Source organism: Candidatus Neptunochlamydia vexilliferae (genome assembly GCF_015356785.1).
GTDB classification, from domain to species: domain Bacteria; phylum Chlamydiota; class Chlamydiia; order Chlamydiales; family Simkaniaceae; genus Neptunichlamydia; species Neptunichlamydia vexilliferae.
Genome location: NZ_JAAEJV010000036.1, coordinates 1 through 20,700, shown reverse-complemented (window position 1 = coordinate 20,700; position 20,700 = coordinate 1). Strand labels below are relative to the sequence as shown.

The window sequence follows — 20,700 nt, the reverse complement described above, 5'->3', positions numbered from 1 at the left end:
GGAAAGAAGCACTCTCATATTTTGGGGTAGCCTATGAAGAAAGGCTCCCAACTTTGGGAGGCATCTAAATGGCGTTTACACAGTTTAATTTACAGTCTCTCAAAGTTTAGAGAGCCAACTCCAAGCTGCTTCAAAAAATAGAGGCATTGATTTACAAAGAATTCGCAGAAAAGTTGCTTTTGAGCGTTTCTTAGCGCGTCTATTTGCTACAAAACCTTCCCCCTGGGTGCTAAAAGGGGGCTATGCGTTGGAAGTGCGTTTTGAGATTTCACGTGCGACAAAAGATTTGGATCTTGGGACACGTTTAAAGGTAATGGGCTCCATAGAGCAGAAAAAAGAAACCCTTCTTAAAGAATTGCAGCGGTGTGCGGTACTAGAGCTTGATGATCACTTTACCTTCCAAATAGGATCTCCAGTCAAACTCATTGAATCGGCGCCTGGCGGTGGATTCCGGTTTTCTATACGCAGCATCGTAGCCGGAAGACTATTTGTTGCATTTGCCTTAGATGTTGGAATGGGTGATGCTCTTACACCACCAACAGAGGAAATTAAAGGGGATAACTTACTTGAACTCTACGGAATTTCTCCAGCCCACTTTGAAGCGATATCGCTTGAGCAGCAATTTGCTGAGAAAATTCATGCCATGACAGTCAAAAGAGGAAACCGCGAGAACTCAAGGGTCAAAGACTTAGTTGATGTGGTTCTATTGATTGAGTCTGGACTTAATCGCAAACAGGTCAGACAGTGTCTAGAAAATACATTTCAATGCCGAGAGAAGCTACCTGTGCCCTCATCTGCACCGACTCCTCCAGACAGTTGGCAAGAAACCTTTGAAAGATTAGCAGCCGATTGTGGGTTAGACTACGGCTTTAAAAAAGCTTGTAACATCTTATCGTCCTATTGGCAATGAGGCTTTGTTTAAAACTTTTTCTTAAGGGTTAAATTGTGGTCTTGAGTGTGATTAATATGGCCTGGACTTTTGTGGCTTTATCATCTGTGCTTCAGAAAAAAATTCCGCTTGAAGCGCGAAATATAAATTTTTAAAAATCGCGCTTCAAACATTAAATTGCGTTTATTGCGCGATTTTAAATACAGCAAGCAGGGTGTTCTGATAAGAAAGGTTTGACAGTTTGTTTTCTATTGAATATAAATAACTTACGAAAGCCACCCTCAAGAAAAGCTGTCGCCAACTAGATATGCGGAGGTGGAGTTTATGGTTTTCTCTCTAGGGAAAATAGTGTCAAATCTTTCTTGTCAGAACGCCCTGCAGCAAAAACCTGCGCAAGAAAGTAAGATTTTTTGATAATCTATTTTTAGTAAGTGGATTGCTGAAAAAATACCGTTTTCTTTCTCATTTTTTAAAAGAAAAATTATGGGCGAAGGAAAGTGGGATTAATAGATGCTTCATTCAATTAATTTATAGGTCTAAGGATTGGTAGAGGCTTCCAAATGATGAAAGGTACGATCCTTCGCTTATAACGCCCTAAATCATCAAAGTATAACACATCATAAACATCCTCATGCTCGTGGAACCGTTGATTAGCGCGATGCAAGGAGCCGTAGCAGGGGACAATACCAAAATTATCCTGAGCCAAGAGCCTTTTATAGATGCCTTCTGCGTCGCTGATGGTAATAGGCAAGCCAGCTTGGTGGATGCCTAGGAACATAGAGATGGCCTCTTTGAGTCGGCCGATCGAAGCGCTGCTTATAGAGACTGTAAAACCCTCATCTCTATAATAAGAGGGGCGGGAAACTCTCAGATCAATGTGGGTTGTATTGCCTCCTCTTTTGATCTCCCAAGGGTGGCCCCCACGCTCTTTTTTGGGGTGCTTATCATCGATCTAGTCTGCAAAGTCAGACTTTGAGTCGGGATTGATCTCCAAGAGATCTTCATCATGACCATCAGCATAACGTTGGTACATTTCGCGGCCAGTCATAGTCTTGTCGATGTGGTCCCCTTTCCGTTTTCCTGCAAGATAGGCGATTTTGCAATACTCGAAATAATCATTAACGGTCATGGAATCTCTTGTTGTCTGATCCGGATCACGAAAATACCCCTCTTCAAAAAGAGCGAGGAACTTTTTGGTTTTCGTTTTCCCTAATTCCTTATCAATATGATAGAAGTCTGAGAGGGAAGCTTTGAGCAGAGAGCTTGGGACAATGCCATACCTCCGGTTAAGGGGATAAGACCGATTTTTATTCGCGCTTTTAAGTCACTCGCGCGCGGAGGTGATAAGAGGGTCCCAAAATTTTTCAGGGTTCTCACTCCCATCGTCATACGAACTAAAGTCAGATGATGATCCAGCTTGGACAGACTTATTTTGCTCGATCTCTAAATTACAAAGATCGCCGTCTATAAGGAACAGATAAAAGCTTCCGTGAGACTTCAGGAGCCTGATATAGTGATACTTATTTTTCTTGTCGGGAAATAGGATATCCCACATACGATCGATCGATTCAATGCGGTACTGAAATCCCATTACCTCTTTTACTAGAGCATAGACATTTTCTTCAAAGCTTGTTTTCATCACCAGACTCCATTTCAAAACGAAAATCCTAGCAAAAAACCGCTTGTTTGAAAAGTATTTTCGAACAGACTTTACACAAATATGAGTTCCCTAAAGGGTGTCGTCAAAATATGGTCAATAAAGAAGAACTTACTATGAGGAAATTTCAAGGCGTCCGATGCAGGAAGCCCAAATCGGGCTTTCGAAGCAGGACAACGATGAAATTTTCCATAGGAAGAGCTTAAGGATTGACCACCTTTTGATGACACCCTCTAAAGACCAAAAAGTACCTTTACTTTATTGACTCAATTTTTTTATAATCCTTTCGAAAGAGTATCCATAAGAGGCAAAAAATGAAACTATCAAAAGTAGACGCTGAAAAATCAACTGCATGGATCCTTTTGGCAATCCTTTTAATTGCAGGATGTTTGATCTTTTTTCAAAAATGCCACTTTGATAAATCGGAGCAAACCCTCAGGATTTCCCTGGTCTCTGACGTTCAGTCAATGGACATTTCCCAAAGCCATGACACCAATTCAGAGCAGGTGATTTCCCTAGTTTTTGAAGGGCTGATGAGAAAAGATTCAAACGGAGTGCCGCAGCTTGCCCTTGCTAAAGAGGTCATCATCTCTGAAGATCAAAAAACCTACACCTTTCACCTTAGAGAGACAAAGTGGAGCGATGGAACCCCTTTAACTGCCCATGACTTCGAGTACTCCTGGAAACGCTCCATGGATCCCCATTCTAAATTTGTCTGCCGCTCTCCCTATTACTTCTATGATATCAAAAAAGGAAAAGCCTCCCTAAAAGGAGAGGTCTCTTCTCAAGAGGTTGGAGTGCGAGCCATCGATCCCAACACCCTCGTTGTCGATCTTGAGCACCCCACTCCCTATTTTCTAGAGCTTACGACCCTCTCTTTTTTCTTTCCGATCCCCAAACATATCGCTGAAAACAACCCTAAGTGGGGCACCACGATTCCCCTTATTTGCAACGGCCCCTTCCATCCAGACCATTGGAAGAGAAACGATTCGATTCATCTAACCAAAAACCTCCACTACTGGGACTGCTCCCACGTTTACTTAGACGGGATCTCCATTAGCATCATCAACGATCCCTTAACCACCCTTTTCATGTTTGAAAAAGGAGAGCTCGACTGGGTCGGTTCCCCCTTTGTTAGAGTCTCCTACGACACCTCTTCAGAGACCCTAAATCAGGAATACGACGACGTTTTAATCTACTGGTTTAACATCAACACCCAAAAATACCCATTCAACCACCAAAAAATCCGACAAGCGCTCTCCTATGCCATCGATAGAAAGTCTATTGTCAGTAACGTCTTCCATCAAGCCGGAATCCCAAGAGCCTCGATCCTTCCCCCTGCCATCACCCTATCAGAAAAACCCCTTTTTCAAGATAACGATCCCAATCAAGCTAAAAAGCTCTTTGAAGAAGCTCTCTATGAGCTCAACCTCACACGAAAAACTTTCCCAGAAATCACCCTGAGCTACGTAGCCAACGTCGAAATCCACCATCGGATTGCCCAAGCCATCCAAGACCAGTGGAGAGACGCCTTAGGGATCCATAAAGTCACCCTAAAACAAACCGAATGGAACATCCACTACGATGCCCTCTGTCGAGGGGACTATGATGTCGGATTTCTAGCCTGGAACGTCAGCGTCTTAGATCCTATTTTTATCTTAGAAATCTTCCGGAACCGAGACAATACCAATAACACCAGCTTTTGGGAAGATCCCCACTACATCACCCTTCTCGATCAAGCAAAAGCCAGCCTCTCACCCGTCCAAAGAACCCATCTCCTCAAACAAGCAGAAGAGCACCTCCTAGAGCAGATGCCCGTGATCCCCATCTGCAGCCTAAAAAAACGGTTTGCCAAAAATCCCACTCTCAAAGGAGAAACCCTCTTACCCTTACAGCTCATCGACTTTAAATCGGCCTATTTTGAGACAAGCCCAACCGTTCAAGCCCCCTTCCCCTAAAAAACTTATTTGCTCTTATAGCACCGCTCACACCTTACCGTGCCAACTCGATTTGAATAGCCACAATCAGAGCAGGTCCACCACTCATGAACCACCGGACCTCTCCCATCGCAACAAACATCCAAAAAAGAGACCTGAGCAAAAACAAACAAAATAGATAAAAAAGCGCTCATCTTAACCTCCTAAGAAGCTCTTTTGTCCTAACTCAGTTCAAAAAAAATATAACGCGTAATTTTTATGCACTACATCCTGAAGGTCAACAGGTTGTCTCTATCCAATTGGTAGTCAGCTAAAAAACTCAAAGAGCAGAGAAAATGTTTGGAAAGCACTTGAAAATTTATCGAGGATGAAGAACAATGGCATTGCCCATAAACACCAACCCAAAGGAAAAAAATGGCAAACACCGCTTTTATGAAACCCAGGGCAGTCAGTGATGCACTCTCAGCAATTGTTGGGAAAGGACCTATGCCTCGCACTCAGGTCACAAAAAAACTTTGGGACTACATCAAAAAAAATAAAATGCAAAACCCAAAAAACAAGCGAAACATCATCCCAGATGAAAAGCTTGCCAAGGTTTTAGGAAGTAAAAAAGAGATTAGCATGTTTGAGATGACAAAAAAGGTCAGCAACCACCTCTCTTGAGCTTCTAAACTTCCAGTGAGCAAAAACATACCATTTTGACAGCTAACAGCTATGGGAGAAATTTTACAGTAAAGGTACCTCTCCTCGATCTTGATCCCCCCATATGGAGATGCATTCTTGTAGATGGAGCCACAAACTTCCAGGGGCTCCAACTCGCCATGGGATGGGAGAATATCCATCTATACACCTTTAAGTACTGGAGAAGCACTTTTGCTGGCCCGTGGATTCACATGTTACTTCATGTGAGCGAAAAGCAATTACTATCCCTTCCGTGATGGTTGAAAGCCTTCACCTTGAAGGCGGAGCGAAGCTTAAACTTGTCGCAAAGCGATGTTTTAGCTAAATCCCTTGATTCTCAAAGGCTTTAAGCGATTTGGGCTCAGGGTGAAAACTTTTAATTCAGTCGATTTAGGACCGACCTCTAAATCAACCATTCGGCTTATAGAAAAGAAGTTGTTCAGTCTTTATCTTTATTTTTCTCAATAATTTTGCTTGCAATATTTGCAAATTGATCTTGCTTTTGTGCTGCTTTTTTTATTTCACTAATTTCTTTATCAAAGCGTTCGGAAATTTGTTTTTTTTCATTGGGACTTTTTACTGATTCTAACATTACCTCAGAAAAGAGATTTAAAGAACTTATTTTTGTTTCAATATATTTGTTTTTGTTAAGTGAACTAGTAGAGAACATTGCTACAGATGTGGCTCTTATCTGTAGCCCTAAGATTATACCAGTATTGATCATTTTGACTCTCCTTTGAATGGTTATATACTTTCTTCCTTAATGACTAACAATGCAAAGTCTCGGTTGTAGATATCTACCGTGTAATTCTCTACATTTGAGCTTTCTGCGCTTTCTTTAAGTTCGTTAATAGGTAGTACACTAATTACAGCGAGATTAAGCGTTTTAAGCATTTTTTTTAAATAGTCTTTCTCAAAAATGGTTTGTACATGGACATTTCGTTTTTCATAGATATTAACTTTTCCGTTTTCTTTTTCTGCTCTAAAAGAGGAGTTCTTTTTTTTGCTAATTTTTTTTATGATTTTTTTTGAAATTGCATCATGTATGGTAAAATTCACTAATGCGCAGTCCCTGGGATTCATGTATGTTGAGATATTTTTTAGAATCCTTTCCCCGTCTATAGGGGGAACTGCTGATATTAATTTGTTACATAAAATCAGTTTCTTTTCTTTTCCGATACGTCTTAAATGGGGAGTTTGAAAATTTTTCAATATTTCAGAGTTTCCATGGACCATCATAAATTCATCTATCCAAGGCTCGTGTTGCTGTAGGCAGGCGCCTGCAATCAGCCCTGCTTTATTAATATCTATTCCTGTGTAACTAGAAACCTTCTTGCCTTGCTCTGCAAAGTCTTTGCATATTAACCTAGCATCGTGACCACTTAAACAGCCAATTTCAACTAGATGAAAGCCCTTATTATAAAAAGTATAATTTTTTACTACCTCGGTTACTTTAGAGCCAGTAACTGTATGATACTTATCTGATAAACCGGGGAGAGATCGAGCGCTTACTATGTCCAAGTGTTTATCCTTCCAGATATTATCAGAGCTAGAGCCTAAACCCCCCAAATCCCCTTGAATAATTGGGAGGTCAAGTGTGCTTAAAGGCAACCCTTTCAGTATGTTTAAAGCTAAAACCGCATTGTCGAGCTCACCAGTGAATTTTCCATTGCTTATTTCGGCAAAAAAGTCTTTTCTGAAATTTTTCGGGAGTGCTTTAAAGAATGCTTTTTCTAATTCATTAATGCGTTTTTGCCGACTGAATAGGCCAATAGAATTATCTGAACTAAACTGTCTAAAATTAAAATGGGAACTTTTGGATGTAAGAGTGTTTTTTGTCTTGAGTTCAGCTTGGTAAAAGCCCTCATACACACAGAAATTAAAGACTTTACTTGAAAATGACTGGAAACAGTTTGTTGCTAACATTTTTTCTCCTTCTTTATGGAAATGATATTAGCATGTAAGCTTTTTTAGCTCAACTTTTTTCTAAAAAACTTCGATGTTTCTAAATATCTGCCTTGACCCCAAAACTCCAGCTGCAACCATTTCCCCCTAGCTTTCTTTCCAACCCCCTTCAACAGCTCGCACCTGACCTTACTTTCTACCTCTTGCCACACCCCCGCCTCCTTAAACACCACAGAGGGGACAAGCCTCGGCTTGATCCCCGCTTTTTTATTCGAGTGGATCCTAAAAGGGGGTTTTAGTGTGATTTTTCCCTCATGATCGATCCGGTAGGTGATATTCCTGACGTCCATCTCAATCGTATCCAATAGAAGATGAACCTCACATGTTCCCTTGTACTGGTACCTCTCAGCATCCCCCTTCCTTCTAAACACCTCCGGATAAAACCGGCTCACAGACACCTTAACCTTCATGATCTCCTCCTGCGGTGGTATTTACGCTTCAGATAGATCGAAAGCCCCAAAACCGTTCCAAGGCTCAATCCATTGATCAATGAGACTGGCACCCCCAAAACAGGCCAGCTGATCGAAGAACAGCTTGATCTCTGCAGCCCTTTTACAAACTCCTCAGGAGTTCCAAAATCCCTAGCCGAAGAGCAAAAACCCGAAAAAACCCCCATCTGGATCAAGAAGTGGATGCAACCTAACCCCATCCCCAAAAAAAGCGCTCCCTGCACCAGTCTAAAAAAGCCCCGCTTGCGGAAACCAAACAGCCCACCAGAAGCCCCCAAAATCAGCACCATGAACGGAACCCTCTGCCACTTACATAAAGAGCAGGGGACTAAGCCCAGAAGTCGCGCTCCAAACACAGAAAAAAGAAGCGCCACACCACTCATCAGCAACATCCCCACAAAAAAGCGGTTCAAGAAAATTTCCTCACCCCTATCCATCGATCGCCTCGATCTTCACATCCAGCCCCTGCAGCTCCTTTTCCACAAGTGCTTTTTGAGCATATCCCTGCCATTCCTTGCGAAAGCGATTCCATCTCAGACCTAGATTTTTCAGCTTGCCTTTGATCTCTTTTGACGGCTCTGTTCCAAACGCAACAATCAGCGCCTCCCCATTTTCAACCTTGTCTTTTTCAAAAGCAGCCTCACCTTTCTCCTGCCACTTTTTCAAGGTCTCTTCTTGAACCTTCTCCTTAATCTCCAAAAGAGCGCCCAAAAGGGCATTGCTATCGAGCTCATCGATCCCAGCTTTAGAAACCAACCCTCCAAGCTCAATCAAGCGCCTGGTTCTAACCTTTCGCTCTTTCTCTTTCAGCCGTTTTTCCTTCGCTTCAATTCTTGACTTCTTTGCAGCTAGTTTCTTTTTTTCTTCTTCTAGATCCAATCCCATAGACATCCTTGCAGGTTCCATTTGTGTTTATCATCGATCATAACCATAGAGCGCCATTAAAAGCCACCCCCTCCTTATGAAGGTTCCCAAGAACCAGTCAATACAAGATATTCCCCATCAACCCCCACTCAGAATAAAAAATAACACCACTTTGCACTAACAAACCAGGAGATGTGAAGATTATTAGACGCAATATGTGTTGTGCCAACACTTGCTTTCAGAAAATCCTTGCAAACTCAACCTTTATCGCTTAATATCAAGAACCAAGCAACCCAAAATAGAAACAAGAAAATGGCCATAGGATTTGGAAGAGTAGAATTCATCAAGAGATCAGAAGGACGAAACTCCTGTCAGCTATCCGCATATCTCTCCCGATCACGCGTCTTTTTCAAAGGGAACTGCGTATTACAGCCCAAGCTCTACGACTTTAGCCACCGAGAAACCATCTCACATCACGAAATCATCCTTCCAGACGGAGCCGATCAGAACCTCAAAATCCCAGAAGTCCTCTGGAACTTCGCCGAAAAAAAAGAAGCCCGAAAAGACGCCCAAGTCAGCATGCACTTAGTCCTAGCCCTTCCCGATGACAAAGAGATCACCCTAGAAGACCGCATCGTTCTCACAAGAACCTTCATCCAAAAACACTACCCAGGCCTCATAGCAGAATGTGTGATCCACCCCCCAGAACGGAAGATCACCTTTACCGAAGACAACGAAGCCCTCGGGATCCCCAGAGGAACCATAGGAACCGTCATCGAACAAAAGCAAGGGAACTACATCGTCTCCCTACCCAAAGAGATCCGCGCCAACCCCTTCATAGAGATCGGAACCAACTACCCAGGCATGAGCGTCGAAGAACATAACTGGCATGCCCACGCCCAGCTCACAACCAGAAGGCTCAAACCAAACGGCTCTGAACTAGAAGACAAAAAAGCCACCGACCTCATGCCCATCATCAAAAAAGGAAAAGTCATCAGCGGTCCCGACGTAGGGCGACTCTGGGCTAAGCATCAGAACACCTTTTTCCTCTCCAAAGGACTCTCCCTAAAAGTCGATGAAAACGGCCTCGTTCCCCAAGAGCACCTAGGACCCGCCCGTCTACGAGGAAGAGCCTTTGCCCTCCTTGAAGAACACGAAAAACGACTCGAGCTCAACGCCATCGCAGCCAGTGACCCCCAAAACATCTTAAAAGCCATCACCAATAGACAAAGCACCTTTACCAAAGACGATGTCGAAAGGTTCATCCTCAAACACACCCCAGCCGACAAAACCCCCAACCTCATCCAAGCATTCTGGAAACAAGACCAGCTCGTCCAACTCCGAGACAAAAAGACCCAAGCCCTCCTCCCCACATTCACCACAAAAGCCATCCTCCAAGAAGAAAACCACATCCTAAGGATCGCCGACCGGATCGAGAAAACCCCCCAAAAACAGATTCCCCCATCCATCCAAGCCCCATTCACCAAAAACCTCAACAAAGAACAGATCCAAGCCTACAAAAACATCCTAAACGGAAAAGGACTCTCCTGCATACAAGGGTATGCAGGAGTCGGAAAAAGCTACCTCCTCAAAGCCCTAAAAGACACTTACGAAGAAAGAGGACTCACAGTCCGCTCCTTTGGACCCGATAACGCCACAGCCAACGTCCTTAAGGAAAAAGGCTTTAAAAACGCAGAGAACCTCTACCGCTTCCTCTATAGCCACAAACATGGCCTAAGAGAGCTCCATAAAGGATTTGAAATATGGATCTTGGACGAAGCCGGAAAAGTCGGCAACCGCCCCCTTTTAGAACTCCTCAAACTCGCAGAAAAAAAAGGAGCCAAGCTCATCCTATCAGGAGACAGCAGCCAGCTCCCCCCCATAGAAAGAGGAGAAGCCTTCAAATTCTTCTGCACCCGCTATCCCACCGAGATCCTCCAAGACATCCAAAGACAAAAAAAAGCCCTCTCAAGATCCATCGCCAAAGATCTCGCCACAGGAAAAACAGGAGAAGCTCTAGACAAACTCTCCACACAAGGAGCGATCCACTGGTCACTCACAAAAAAAGAAGCCATCGAATCCCTCATCCTAAAATGGGCAAACGACCATCGAGACCCCCCCAGAAAATCCCCAGATAGCACCATCATTGTCGCCCACACCAACGCCGAAGTCCGCACCCTCAACGAAATGGTCCGCCTCGTCCGAAAACAAAGAAAAGAAATCAGCCCACAAGAATTCCAATGCCAAGTCATCTCAGGAAGCCAAGACAAAGCCACCATCTTCATCAGCGAAGGAGATTGCATCGAGTTCCGCAAAAAAGACCCCCAACTCGGCGTCCGCAACCGAGACACAGGGATCCTCATCCGCGCACAAAAAAACCAATTTACCGTCGCCCTCCAAGAAAACGACCGAAAAACCCGCATCATCACCTTCGATCCCCAAACCTACCGCGGCTTCCAGCTCGGTTACGCCTCAACAGCCCACTGCGTCCAAGGAAGAACCGTCGACCGCGCCTACATCCTCCATTCTCCCCACCTCAACAAACAAATGGCCTACGTCAAGCTCACCAGACACATCCAAGAAGTCCACTACTTCATCCCCAAAGAAGAAGCCGCAAACCTCTCCGACCTCAAAAGACAAGCCCTCAGAGAAGGCTCCAAAAGCTCCACCTATTGCTACACACATAACGAAGAAATCGAAAAACAGGCCTCCCTAGAGAAACGAGACTCCCAAATCCAAGCCCTCAAAAGCTCCAAAGAGCTCACCTCGCGCTTCAAAGGAATGACCCTCCAAGCCTGGGACCACCTCAAAGGCAAAACCCTTGGCCTAATCCAAAAAAAGCAAGACAGATCCCAAAGCTCCGAGTTCTTTGGCTTCAGAGGTGACGGCATCACCACATCTAGGGGAACAGTACACGAAGTCACTAAAACCGCACACGAAGAACCCCAAGAGCTTCCAAGAGATGCTAAGGTCCTTACAGACTCCCAAATCTCAAAAGATGGTGGTCACAACCCTACATCTTCCCAGATGCCAAAAGACTCCACTCAAATCCCTGCAACCTCTAACCGCGGAAACGATCTATCGCCGCTTGCGACTACTCTTGAAAAACCCCCTGAAGCCCCCGAAAAAATCTCTCAGGAAAAGCTCTTACAAAAAATCTCCGAACAAGATCAAGCTATTGAAAAAAATAAAGAACGTGTTAAGATGCAAAACAGAACCAACCAACTTGAGAGAGATCTTTATGACCAAGAATCAAATCCATCAAACTCTCCAAAAAGCCTCGAAAAGAGCCCATCTGCAAGGAATGATCTTCCGAAGCAAGAAAGAAAGCTTCTCAGCGCCTACTTCACCGCTGCTTCAAAAGCTTCAGAGCTTAGAGAAGTTGTCCAAGCCGAATGTGGAGAAAGCCTAGAAAGCGCTCCTCAATCTATCCACTTCCAAGAGTGGCAAAAGGCCTGCAGCTCAAGAAACAAAGCTGCCTACGCGTTAAGGCCATTCCTCTCTCAAGAAAAATCCAACCGATTTTTAAAAGACACATCGACCTACTACATCGAGACCCATGCTAAAAAGTATGAAAACACTCTAAAAGCCCAAGAACAAAAAGCCCTCCAAAACGAAAAAATAAAAGACTTAAATGGGCAGCTAACCTCCCATGTAGAGCCCCTTCTCTATAAGCTTTTCCCCGATGGTCCCAGCTCCAAAACAGCCCAAAGCTACCGCTTTGGCTCGAAGGGATCCCTTTCCGTCTCTCACAGTGGACCCAAAGCTGGCCAGTTCTATGACTTTGAAAGGCAAGAAGGGGGCAACCTTCTTCAGTTGATTGAAAGAGAGTTAAAACTAGACAAAGCTGAAGCGCGCACTTGGGCAGGGGAGTTTTTAGGGATCGCAAGTGAGATAAAAGTCTCTGCTCAGTTCCAAAAGCCCATAGGATCCTTTGAAAAAGCATCAGACTGGGTGAGCATCTCCCCAGACCCAAAGGTTCCAGCTCCCCCATTTGAAAAGCAAAAAATCAGCAACTACTATACCGAAGTCATGCGCCACCCCTACCACGATCAGCAGGGGAATCTTCTCTACTATGTGACCCGCCTTCAAGACAAAAAGGACCCCTCCCGGAAGATCACCCCCCCGTTAAGCTATGGGTACTTCAAAAATGCTCCCGAAAAGCTCTCCTGGCAAAGACGGGGCTACAAGCCCGAGAATGGAAAGAAACCCCTCTATAACCTCCATCACCTACAAGAGAAGCCACTAGCCCCAGTCTTGATCGTTGAAGGGGAGAAAACAGCCGACAAAGCCCTTGAGAAATTTCCAGATCGAGATTTCATTTGCATGACATGGTCTGGAGGAGCCAGTAGCGTCTCTAAAGCAGACTGGAGCCCTCTCGTTGGTCGAGAGGTCACCATCTGGCCCGATAATGACGAAGCAGGCTTTAAAGCGGCAGATCAAGTGTGCCAAGAGCTCAAGAAAGTAGGTGCCAAAGAGATTTACACCATCGATCATCCGAAGGTCTTTGAAAAGCTCCCACCCAAATGGGACCTCGCAGATCCTCTTCCCAATGGAGTTGAAGCCGCCACTCTTAATCGGTACTTAAAAAGAGAAGATAAAAACCGCTTCCAACAAAGTGTTTTAAACGAGCTTGAGCGCAAAAACAAACTCTCCTTGGTAGACAAGCTCCGGGCAATCGATCTACTCCACACTTACGAAACAGCAAATAGGGAACGATTTGAAAAAGATCTCTCTCAAAACCTCTCTTTTGCAGAAAAACAAGGCATCCGCTTCAAGCAGACCCATGAAGGGCTCAAGTTCCTCCAAAAACAAGAAGAGATGTATAAAAGAGTCACCACAGATCCCGAAATCAACGCTTCAGGGAAGCTTGCAGAGAGGCTGACATATCAGATGCACCTTTATGAAGCTGCTCATGGGAAACTACCCTCAGCAAGAGAGATCGTGACCATGAAGAACGTGATCCAAGATGCTGCGAAGGGACTAGCGTCTATCAACACCCAAGAAGCATCCCAAGAGATCAGAGACTTAGCCATCGATCGGACCCTCAGAGGGATGTGCGAAAAAGCTCTTAAAGGACAAGAGGTTACAGTTGATCAATCTGGGTTGGCCAGCGATGTTCGATCTGAGATGGATGAGGTGACAAACCAAAAAGAATTAGAAATCGTGCAAAATCAAGCACTACAAAAAGAAAGAGCTATGGCGAAAGATCGCTCCCATGGCTTAACCTTATAAAGGAGAATCATATGAAACACTCGGTTGTTTTTGATGAAGAAGGAAACCTCGAAGGACTCCTTCCCAAAACTTACTACGCAGGGGAAAGAATTCTCCTTCGAGGCAAGAAAGGGGAAAAGGGAGTTCTGGTGTCCCAGGAGGATTTTGATTTTTTGGAGAAGATCGAAAATCTCCTCAATGGAGCTTGCTACTCCGGAGAAAGGCTAATCCTACAAGGGAAAGAGGGGAGTAAAGTAGGGATCGTTCCGCTAGAGGATCTGGAGCTCCTGGAGAGGATTGCTCCTTAAAGTGTGGAGGGGGAGATTGGAGGCTAAGAGAGGGGAGTGGATCGTGTAGAATGAGGGGCTCATAAGTAAGATCTTGTAGAGAAACAAGGTCGCAGGGCTCGATTGTGCAAAAATGTACAGAAAAAACTCTTTACAACAAATTTATATTTGAGTCATTGTGCATCTTCTAAAGATTGAAACCACTAATATAGGAGATAAAAGTGGCTATATCTAATCAAGCGCGCTCATCTAACTACCTTCTTCATGAAGTCAACCTCGAAGAAGAAATCACTAACATCCCCCATAAAAAATCCTCTTTTTTCCCTCTTATTCAAAGGATTAAAACGGTTGAAAACCCGCCCCCCTTTTTCTCTGATATTACCTTCCCAGAAAAGCTCATTCTGTTTGAAAAAAAACCACTCAAGACATTTGATGGAGAAAAGCTCACCCCTCAATCACCCCTTTTCATCAATCTCACCAAGCTCATCGACCATTTGACACAGTTTACCAAACAAAACCCTCAGTCTCCCATCAAGACAGACCTTGAAAAAGTGACTCAGGTTTACCAACACTACATTAAGGGGGTCTGCCAAGAAAAAGGGAGGAAACGAAGAGAGAAGCTTAAAGGGCCCGCCCGCATCTTTGGATATTTGCATGGTCAGGTGACCTGTTTAGAGCTTCCCCAAAAAAAAGGACGACAGCTCAGCTCCTTAACCCGCTATACACAAACGGTAAGAATCAATACCTTTGGAGCAAGTGCGTTGCAAAAAGCTGGCAAAGCCTTCATCAAAAGAGAGTATAAAAACCCCCTAAACCCTGGGTACGAATATGCGATCGACGCTTTTAACAAGTTCATTTGTGGGTTAGGCTCCTCTCCTTCTTTACTTCTGAACCTCAGTAACCTGCTTGTCCTCGATCCCTTTGATGAGAGAAGTTATGGCCACCCCTTGAGAAAAGAGTTTATCCTGGAAGGAAAAAGCGACGCCTCTTTTTTTACACAAAACCCCGATAAGAAAAAAAACTACCCGTTTGCTCAAAAAAGAGTCAGCTACCCCGCTCAAGTTAATCTCGGTGTTGAAGGAACCTCCTTTTATGATTTTCTAAAGGGATCCCCCAACTTAGATGAGTTAGATCCCTACCACTATAGCGCCATTGTTATTTTGGCCCTCCTTACCAGACCTGATGATGGACGCGCAGACAATTATATCATCACAAGCAAAAAAGGTAATGGAAGAAACATTATAGGGATCGACAACGATGGGGCTTTGGTCTCCCCCATAAAAGCCACCCCGTCAAAAGAACACCTGGTCTTGCTTAGAACCACCCTTTTTCTCCTTCCCAATATGAAAAAACAGGTGAACGCCAAATTTGCTGAGGAATTCCTCAAAATCTCTCCGGAAACCCTTTTAATCGACTGGTTAGGAGCCCTTAGCAAGTACAATGACAAATACACCTCGATGTTGAAACAAGGCGCTTTTTCCCCTAAAGACTCTAGAGGACTTTCCCTTCCGATACAGCTCCCCCTTTCTGAACTTGTCACCCTCTATGAAGCGATCACAAAAGTCCAAAAAGCCCTTCAAGACGATCCAAAAATCACCCACAAGAAACTTTTCCAGTCTCTCTATCCTCTTGTCTGTGATGCCTATGAAATCATCCTCAAAAAAGCAAAGGGAGCCCCACTAAAAGGGCAAGAGATGCTTTTTTCACAGAAAAACCCTCCCTGCTTTGAAACCCTTCTTCCTAAAGTCAAAATCCCTCCTCAGGAAAAGGTACAAAATGAGTCTCTAGACAAAGTTCTTGAGTTCTTCCTAGATGGGGTGATGCCAAAGCTCTCCGCTAAAAAGCAAGAACGGCTACTACGAAAGATCCTTGAGGTTTTTCCCAAGACCCCTTCCCTTTCTCTAAGTGGAATTCAAGTCCCAGAAGCAAAACTCTCTACTACACTTATCCGCGCTCAAAACCTTCAGACCCTCACCCTTGGGAAAGGGCAAGCCCTTTCCCACAGCGGTCTGATCAAACTCATGAATGAAAAGCCTAAGCTTCATCTCATTCTTAAGCAGGGCTCCTTTCAAGCCTCTTCCCTAAAGCCCTTAATTGAATATGCCCAAAAGCATGACAGAGATCTCTCTTACTCCATTGGAGGAAAGTGTTTACCACTCAAACCTAACCACTACACGACTCTTCTACAAAAAGCTCTTTTGCATGGCGATCTTTCCTTAGCAGAAACCCTGACCGCTTTTAAAGCAGCGATCTCTCCAGCCGTTACCCAAGAGCTCGCACAAAAAGGGCCTCCTCAAGCCCTCCACTTTTTAAAAGCCCACAAAATCCCTTTAGATGCCCTAAACAGCCGAAAACAAAACCTCCTCCACCTTGCTGCCCAAGCAGGAAAAACCGCCAACGTCGAAGCCCTTCTTCAGTTAGGGCTTCCAATAGAGAAGAAAGACCTAGAGGGAAGGACTCCTCTCCACCTTGCGACCAATCAAAACCACCTAGACGCTGTAAAACTCCTCGTTAAAAAAGGGGCAAGCCCCTCTGCCCTTACCTCCTCCAAAGAAAGCCCCCTTCATCTTGCAGCTTTCCGTGGCCATTTACCTCTCGTCCAATTTTTTCTCAAAACCGCGCCCCAATCCTTAGTCCAAGGAGACAGCGATGGGAAAGCCCCTCTCCATCGCGCCATGTGGGGAGATCCCAAACCCCAAGTTGTTAAAACCCTCCTTGCAGCAGGGGCCAATCCCAATGCCAAAAACACCTACGATTATACCCCCCTTCATTGGGCAGCAAAGCATGGCCATTTCGAAAGCGCCCGCCTCCTTCTAGGCAAAAAAGGAGACACCCAAATTGCCAACAAAAATGGAGACACCCCCATCGACATAGCCCTCAAGTGGGGACAAGACGCTATTTTCCGCCTTTTCCTTAATCCCTCCTATAAAAAAGAGGTAAATGCAACCCTTTCTTCATCATCTTCCTCCTCTTCTTCTTCAAACCAAGACATTGAAGGAAAATACTATAAGGAGTTTGAAAAAGCCTACGATAACAAAGATGTGGCAACCCAAATCCTCTACCTCGAAAAAATGGCAGCAATCGCTCTTGCAAAAGAAGACGTTATCAAGGGAGCCCACCTACTCAACGCTGCTCTTGCAATTGTCCCATCTAACAACCCCTCCTATCAAAATTACCTGTTTACCAAGCTTGAGACCCTAGAAGGACTCTTTTTAGAAGCGAAATTTCAGGTCAAAACTCCCAGTAACCACCGAAACTACTTAAAAAAACTCCGAGAAAAACTTGCAACCATTAGAGCTCAAGTAAGCACAGACTTAGGAAATGGCCAGGATGTCCTAAAGATCCAAGCTTACCTCACAAACCAATACCAAGAACTTCTGTCTAAGATCATCGAAAGCTCCATTAACCTCACCCGCAAAAAGCCTCCCATAAGCTTTAACATCATGGGACTTGGTTCGATGGCAAGACATGAGATGTGTCCCTATTCCGATGTGGAGTTTGCGATCATCGTCGGGAAAAATACCCCTGAAGTTACAAAATATTTTAAAAAGCTCAGTCAGCTTATTGAACTGCGGGTGACCAACCTTGGAGAGACCAAATGGGACATTCTCCGCCCCAAAAGACAGTCTGACGGCTCAATGCGCGAAGCTATTAGCCTCACCCCTGGAGGCTTTAGTATGGACATCGGGGGGCTCTCACCCCTAGGAAAGCCAGGAGTCTATGAGCTTATCGGAACCCCCAAAGAACTCGCCGCCTACCAAAACCCCGAATGGCTTCAAAAACATGATGGAGAGCTTATTTTAGTCAACGCCCTGACCCATGGCTGCTATTTCATGGGAGACGTAAACCTTTTAAAAACCTATTACAAGGAAGTCACAAAATGGCTTGATAAAAGAGAGGGAAGTTTTTTTAGTCGAGGAAGCAAAGAGCGAACAAAAAGAGCCTTGAGCATGCTAAAAGGGCATGCAGAAGAATTTAAACCCTACCTTACCGATGATCGGATCGATATTCGGGCCTACGATATCAAAAGAGACCTGTACCGTCCCCTACAAATGGCAATCGGGGGACTTCTTCTCTACCACGGAATAGAGAGCCAAGGGACCCTTTTAGGGGTCAAAACCCTTCTAGCAAAAAAGCTCATTAGCCCTGAAGGGGCAAAACACCTTTCTCAAGCCCTTCGGACAGCCCTCACCCTTCGTATCCAAACCCACCTCTTCTACAAAAAGGAAAAAGAAATTTTCTACTTCTCTAAAGGGATGCAAGACACCGATGCTAACGAGCTCTACCTCATTAGTAAACCGAATACCATCCTAGACATTTACCGGGTTCTCGTTCCCCTCAATAAAGCGATAAAAGCCTTTGTCCAAAACCCCCAAACCACCTTTAAAAACCTCTCCTTCTACGATAAAACCCTCGGTACCCTAGACCACTCCGCCGAAGAAAACCTCCAGTATGACAAAGCAGAAGCCTCCTACATCCAAGCAGTCGCCCTCAACCCCAACGACATCACCGCCCTCCATCATCTAGGACACATGAAGCAGACCCTAGGAAAAGTCAACGACGCTCTTGCCCATACCCAAGAAAACCTCCGCCTCCTCAAGCAAAAGCATAAAGCAGCTCCCCATCCCGATGTTGCTACAGCACTGAACAATCTAGGCAACGCTTACAAAGCCTTGGGAGAGACGGAAAAAGCGATCGACCACTACAAGCAGGCCTTGGCAATCGACCGCAAGCTCTACGGCAATAAACCCCATCCAAGCATTGCCAGAGGCTTAAACAATCTAGGCGGAGCTTACCAAGACTTGGGAGAGATGGAAAAAGCGATCGACCACTACAATCAGGCCTTGGCAATCGACCGCAAGCTCTACGGCAATAAGCCCCATCCAAGCATTGCCACCCGCTTAAACAATCTAGGCATGGCTTACAACGACTTGGGAGAGACGCAAAAAGCGATCGACCGCTACAATGAGGCCTTGGCAATCTTTCGCAAGCTTTACGGCAATAAGCCCCATCGAAGCATTGCCATCTGCTTAAACAATCTAGGCGCAGCTTACAATGGCTTGGGAGAGACGGAAAAAGCGATCGACCACTACAAGCAGGCCTTGGCAATCGCCCGCAAGCTTTACGGCAATAAGCCCCATCCAGACATTGCCACCGACTTAAACAATCTAGGCGGAGCTTACCAAGACTTGGGAGAGACGGAAAAAGCGATCGACCACTACAAGCAGGCCTTGGCAATCTTTCGCAAGCTCTACAGCACTATGCTCCATCCAAGCATTGCCCTCTGCTTAAACAATCTAGGCGCAGCTTACAAAGACTTGGGAGAGACGCAAAAAGCGATCGCCTTTTACAATCAGGCCTTGGTAATCGACCGCAAGCTCTACGGCAATAAGCCCCATCCAAGCATTGCCGCCGACCTGAACAATCTAGGCGCAGCTTACCAAACCTTGGGAGAGACGGAAAAAGCGATCGACCACTTCAATCAGGCCTTGGCAATGGACCGCAAGCTCTACGGCAATAAGCCCCATCCCGATATTGCCACCCGCTTAAGCAATCTAGGATCTGCTTATGACGCCCTTAAGCAATATGGCAAAGCCAAAGACCATTTCGTGCAGGCCCATATGCTGTTTGTGAAGGTCTATGGACCTAACCATCCACACACTAAAGTGGTAAAAGGGTGGCTTGATGCCGTTGAAAGAAAGCTTAGCTCATCGGGCTCTAGCTCCAGTTCATCAAGCACTCAGAAATAAAAGGAGGGTACTATGAGTAGCACAAACCAACACGTTCTTTTCACAACGAGCAAAACCCCCCAGGTCTTTTCTGAAAAAGCCTCTGGAGAGGCTTGGTGTGCCCATCATCTGACAACTTACACCGGGGCAGAAAAGAACCCCGTTCCAACGGACCAAGGAAAGAGATCAAAGATATTTTGGCTCTTCTCCGGATGGTTGTCTCCGACATGGGGCGATTGCCAAGGTGGGGAAGGGGTACCGGATGGTGGTGGCCGATGGGCTGGGGCATTGGGACCCCAAGGCCATTGGAGCTGTGGCTCTGGAAGTGATGAAAAGAGCCCTTTCCATGAGCTTAAAGGAGCAGGTGGCAAAGGGGCAAGGAAGCTACCAAGGGTTTTTAAAAGGATTGGCTGTCGAGTATAAAAACCGAGAGGGGACCACTCTTTTACAATTAGAGGTCGAGAGGGGACCAAAAGAGCTCACTGTTACCTTAGAAAATATGGAGATTCGACAGCGCTAATTATCGATGAAAAGGGAGCCGTCTGCTATAGCTCGGTCGATACGACCCACCATCTTAAAAGTGATAAGAAAGAAATTGGCCTTCTCGCCATTGGGGGGGAACTTTCAGCCAGAGTGGCTGGAGCATGCCACTTATGTGGAGACCACATTAAAGGTCGCTAAAGCCTTTGCGATTGTTGCCTCCGATGGACTTACAAATCCCTTTTGCCAAAAAGATGGGACCATTGACGCGAAGCGGTTCCAGTATGCTGTTTTAACAGGTAAGGCCCTTTCCAAGGAGGAAAAGATCCCTAAACTTGCGCCACTTTCTCTAACTCATTGACAGGTAAGCCACTGGTTTGACCAGTGGACTTTCAAGGCTTGGCCTTAAGATTTAGTGAAAAAAGACGATGTTGTATTTTCCTTGTTGGGCTTGGCAGACCAACAAAGGAAAAAATTATGAATACAACATCGTCTTTTGAGAGTTTATCTCATTCTAAATGGGATTGTAAATACCATATCGTGTTTAT

Annotated in this window: 16 protein-coding genes; 9 read left to right on the top strand and 7 right to left on the bottom strand. The window is 45.0% G+C overall.

From position 1 onward, the window contains the following. Nucleotides 1-145 precede the first annotated feature (145 nt). Nucleotides 146-910, top strand: coding sequence for a nucleotidyl transferase AbiEii/AbiGii toxin family protein (locus NEPTK9_RS06515; protein WP_194848027.1), 765 nt, complete (start codon nt 146-148; stop codon nt 908-910). 931 nt (nt 911-1,841) lie between these two features. On the opposite strand, the gene NEPTK9_RS06510 is transcribed toward NEPTK9_RS06515, so the two are convergent. After that, entirely contained in the window at nt 1,842-2,018 is a 177-nt protein-coding gene (locus NEPTK9_RS06510; RefSeq protein WP_194848025.1) for a hypothetical protein, read from the bottom strand. Nucleotides 2,019-2,213: 195 nt separating this feature from the next. Then, nucleotides 2,214-2,528: a hypothetical protein gene (locus tag NEPTK9_RS06505; protein WP_194848024.1), complete on the bottom strand. Its 315-nt coding sequence runs from the start codon at nt 2,526-2,528 to the stop codon at nt 2,214-2,216. 332 nt (nt 2,529-2,860) lie between these two features. Here NEPTK9_RS06505 and NEPTK9_RS06500 point away from each other — a divergent pair, with 332 nt between their 5' ends. From NEPTK9_RS06500 to NEPTK9_RS10020, 3 genes are all read left to right on the top strand, one after another. After that, nucleotides 2,861-4,504: a peptide ABC transporter substrate-binding protein gene (locus NEPTK9_RS06500; protein ID WP_194848023.1), complete on the top strand. Its 1,644-nt coding sequence runs from the start codon at nt 2,861-2,863 to the stop codon at nt 4,502-4,504. A 393-nt stretch (nt 4,505-4,897) separates the two neighbouring features. Continuing rightward, the gene (locus tag NEPTK9_RS06495; protein WP_228547062.1) at nt 4,898-5,146 is read left to right on the top strand and encodes an SWIB/MDM2 domain-containing protein; all 249 of its coding nucleotides are present in this window, start codon (nt 4,898-4,900) and stop codon (nt 5,144-5,146) included. Between the two features lie 35 nt (nt 5,147-5,181). Beyond that, nucleotides 5,182-5,421 (top strand): IS1096 element passenger TnpR family protein, encoded by a 240-nt coding sequence (locus NEPTK9_RS10020; protein WP_194848022.1) that lies wholly within the window; start codon nt 5,182-5,184, stop codon nt 5,419-5,421. A 182-nt stretch (nt 5,422-5,603) separates the two neighbouring features. On the opposite strand, the gene NEPTK9_RS06485 is transcribed toward NEPTK9_RS10020, so the two are convergent. Genes NEPTK9_RS06485 through NEPTK9_RS06465 form a run of 5 tightly spaced genes read right to left on the bottom strand, consistent with a single transcriptional unit; the run spans nt 5,604 to nt 8,463 of the window. Beyond that, complete coding sequence (locus NEPTK9_RS06485; RefSeq protein ID WP_194848021.1) at nt 5,604-5,888, bottom strand: hypothetical protein; 285 nt, start codon at nt 5,886-5,888, stop codon at nt 5,604-5,606. 20 nt (nt 5,889-5,908) lie between these two features. Then, nucleotides 5,909-7,090, bottom strand: a complete 1,182-nt coding sequence (locus tag NEPTK9_RS06480; protein ID WP_194848020.1) for a hypothetical protein — start codon at nt 7,088-7,090, stop codon at nt 5,909-5,911. A gap of 44 nt (nt 7,091-7,134) precedes the next feature. Continuing rightward, nucleotides 7,135-7,539, bottom strand: a complete 405-nt coding sequence (locus NEPTK9_RS06475; protein ID WP_194848019.1) for a hypothetical protein — start codon at nt 7,537-7,539, stop codon at nt 7,135-7,137. Then, nucleotides 7,536-7,991 carry a disulfide bond formation protein B gene (locus NEPTK9_RS06470; protein WP_194848018.1) on the bottom strand — a complete coding sequence of 152 codons (456 nt, stop codon included), beginning with the start codon at nt 7,989-7,991 and terminating at the stop codon, nt 7,536-7,538. The genes NEPTK9_RS06475 and NEPTK9_RS06470 overlap by 4 nt, the downstream gene beginning before the upstream one ends. A 16-nt stretch (nt 7,992-8,007) precedes the next feature. Then, nucleotides 8,008-8,463: a conjugal transfer protein TraD gene (locus NEPTK9_RS06465; RefSeq protein ID WP_194848017.1), complete on the bottom strand. Its 456-nt coding sequence runs from the start codon at nt 8,461-8,463 to the stop codon at nt 8,008-8,010. A 291-nt stretch (nt 8,464-8,754) separates the two neighbouring features. Here NEPTK9_RS06465 and NEPTK9_RS06460 point away from each other — a divergent pair, with 291 nt between their 5' ends. From NEPTK9_RS06460 to NEPTK9_RS06440, 5 genes are all read left to right on the top strand, one after another. Continuing rightward, a complete protein-coding gene (locus tag NEPTK9_RS06460) occupies nt 8,755-13,677 on the top strand; it encodes an AAA family ATPase (protein WP_194848016.1) in 4,923 nt (1,640 codons plus the stop codon). Nucleotides 13,678-13,688: 11 nt separating this feature from the next. Further along, nucleotides 13,689-13,964, top strand: coding sequence for a hypothetical protein (locus NEPTK9_RS06455; RefSeq protein WP_194848028.1), 276 nt, complete (start codon nt 13,689-13,691; stop codon nt 13,962-13,964). A gap of 200 nt (nt 13,965-14,164) precedes the next feature. Then, a complete protein-coding gene (locus NEPTK9_RS06450) occupies nt 14,165-19,693 on the top strand; it encodes a tetratricopeptide repeat protein (RefSeq protein WP_194848015.1) in 5,529 nt (1,842 codons plus the stop codon). A gap of 223 nt (nt 19,694-19,916) precedes the next feature. Further along, a complete protein-coding gene (locus tag NEPTK9_RS06445; RefSeq protein WP_194848014.1) occupies nt 19,917-20,192 on the top strand; it encodes a hypothetical protein in 276 nt (91 codons plus the stop codon). Nucleotides 20,193-20,327: 135 nt separating this feature from the next. Beyond that, nucleotides 20,328-20,513: a hypothetical protein gene (locus NEPTK9_RS06440; protein ID WP_194848013.1), complete on the top strand. Its 186-nt coding sequence runs from the start codon at nt 20,328-20,330 to the stop codon at nt 20,511-20,513. Nucleotides 20,514-20,700: the final 187 nt, after the last annotated feature.

Excerpts from the sequence above, each read along its gene's own strand:
- NEPTK9_RS06510 (WP_194848025.1), bottom strand. The coding sequence starts at position 2,018 with ATGACCGTTAATGATTATTTCGAGTATTGCAAAATCGCCTATCTTGCA.
- NEPTK9_RS06505 (WP_194848024.1), bottom strand. The coding sequence starts at position 2,528 with ATGAAAACAAGCTTTGAAGAAAATGTCTATGCTCTAGTAAAAGAGGTA.
- NEPTK9_RS06500 (WP_194848023.1), top strand. The coding sequence starts at position 2,861 with ATGAAACTATCAAAAGTAGACGCTGAAAAATCAACTGCATGGATCCTT.
- NEPTK9_RS06495 (WP_228547062.1), top strand. The coding sequence starts at position 4,898 with ATGGCAAACACCGCTTTTATGAAACCCAGGGCAGTCAGTGATGCACTC.
- NEPTK9_RS06485 (WP_194848021.1), bottom strand. The coding sequence starts at position 5,888 with ATGATCAATACTGGTATAATCTTAGGGCTACAGATAAGAGCCACATCT.
- NEPTK9_RS06480 (WP_194848020.1), bottom strand. The coding sequence starts at position 7,090 with ATGTTAGCAACAAACTGTTTCCAGTCATTTTCAAGTAAAGTCTTTAAT.
- NEPTK9_RS06475 (WP_194848019.1), bottom strand. The coding sequence starts at position 7,539 with ATGAAGGTTAAGGTGTCTGTGAGCCGGTTTTATCCGGAGGTGTTTAGA.
- NEPTK9_RS06465 (WP_194848017.1), bottom strand. The coding sequence starts at position 8,463 with ATGGGATTGGATCTAGAAGAAGAAAAAAAGAAACTAGCTGCAAAGAAG.
- NEPTK9_RS06460 (WP_194848016.1), top strand. The coding sequence starts at position 8,755 with ATGGCCATAGGATTTGGAAGAGTAGAATTCATCAAGAGATCAGAAGGA.
- NEPTK9_RS06455 (WP_194848028.1), top strand. The coding sequence starts at position 13,689 with ATGAAACACTCGGTTGTTTTTGATGAAGAAGGAAACCTCGAAGGACTC.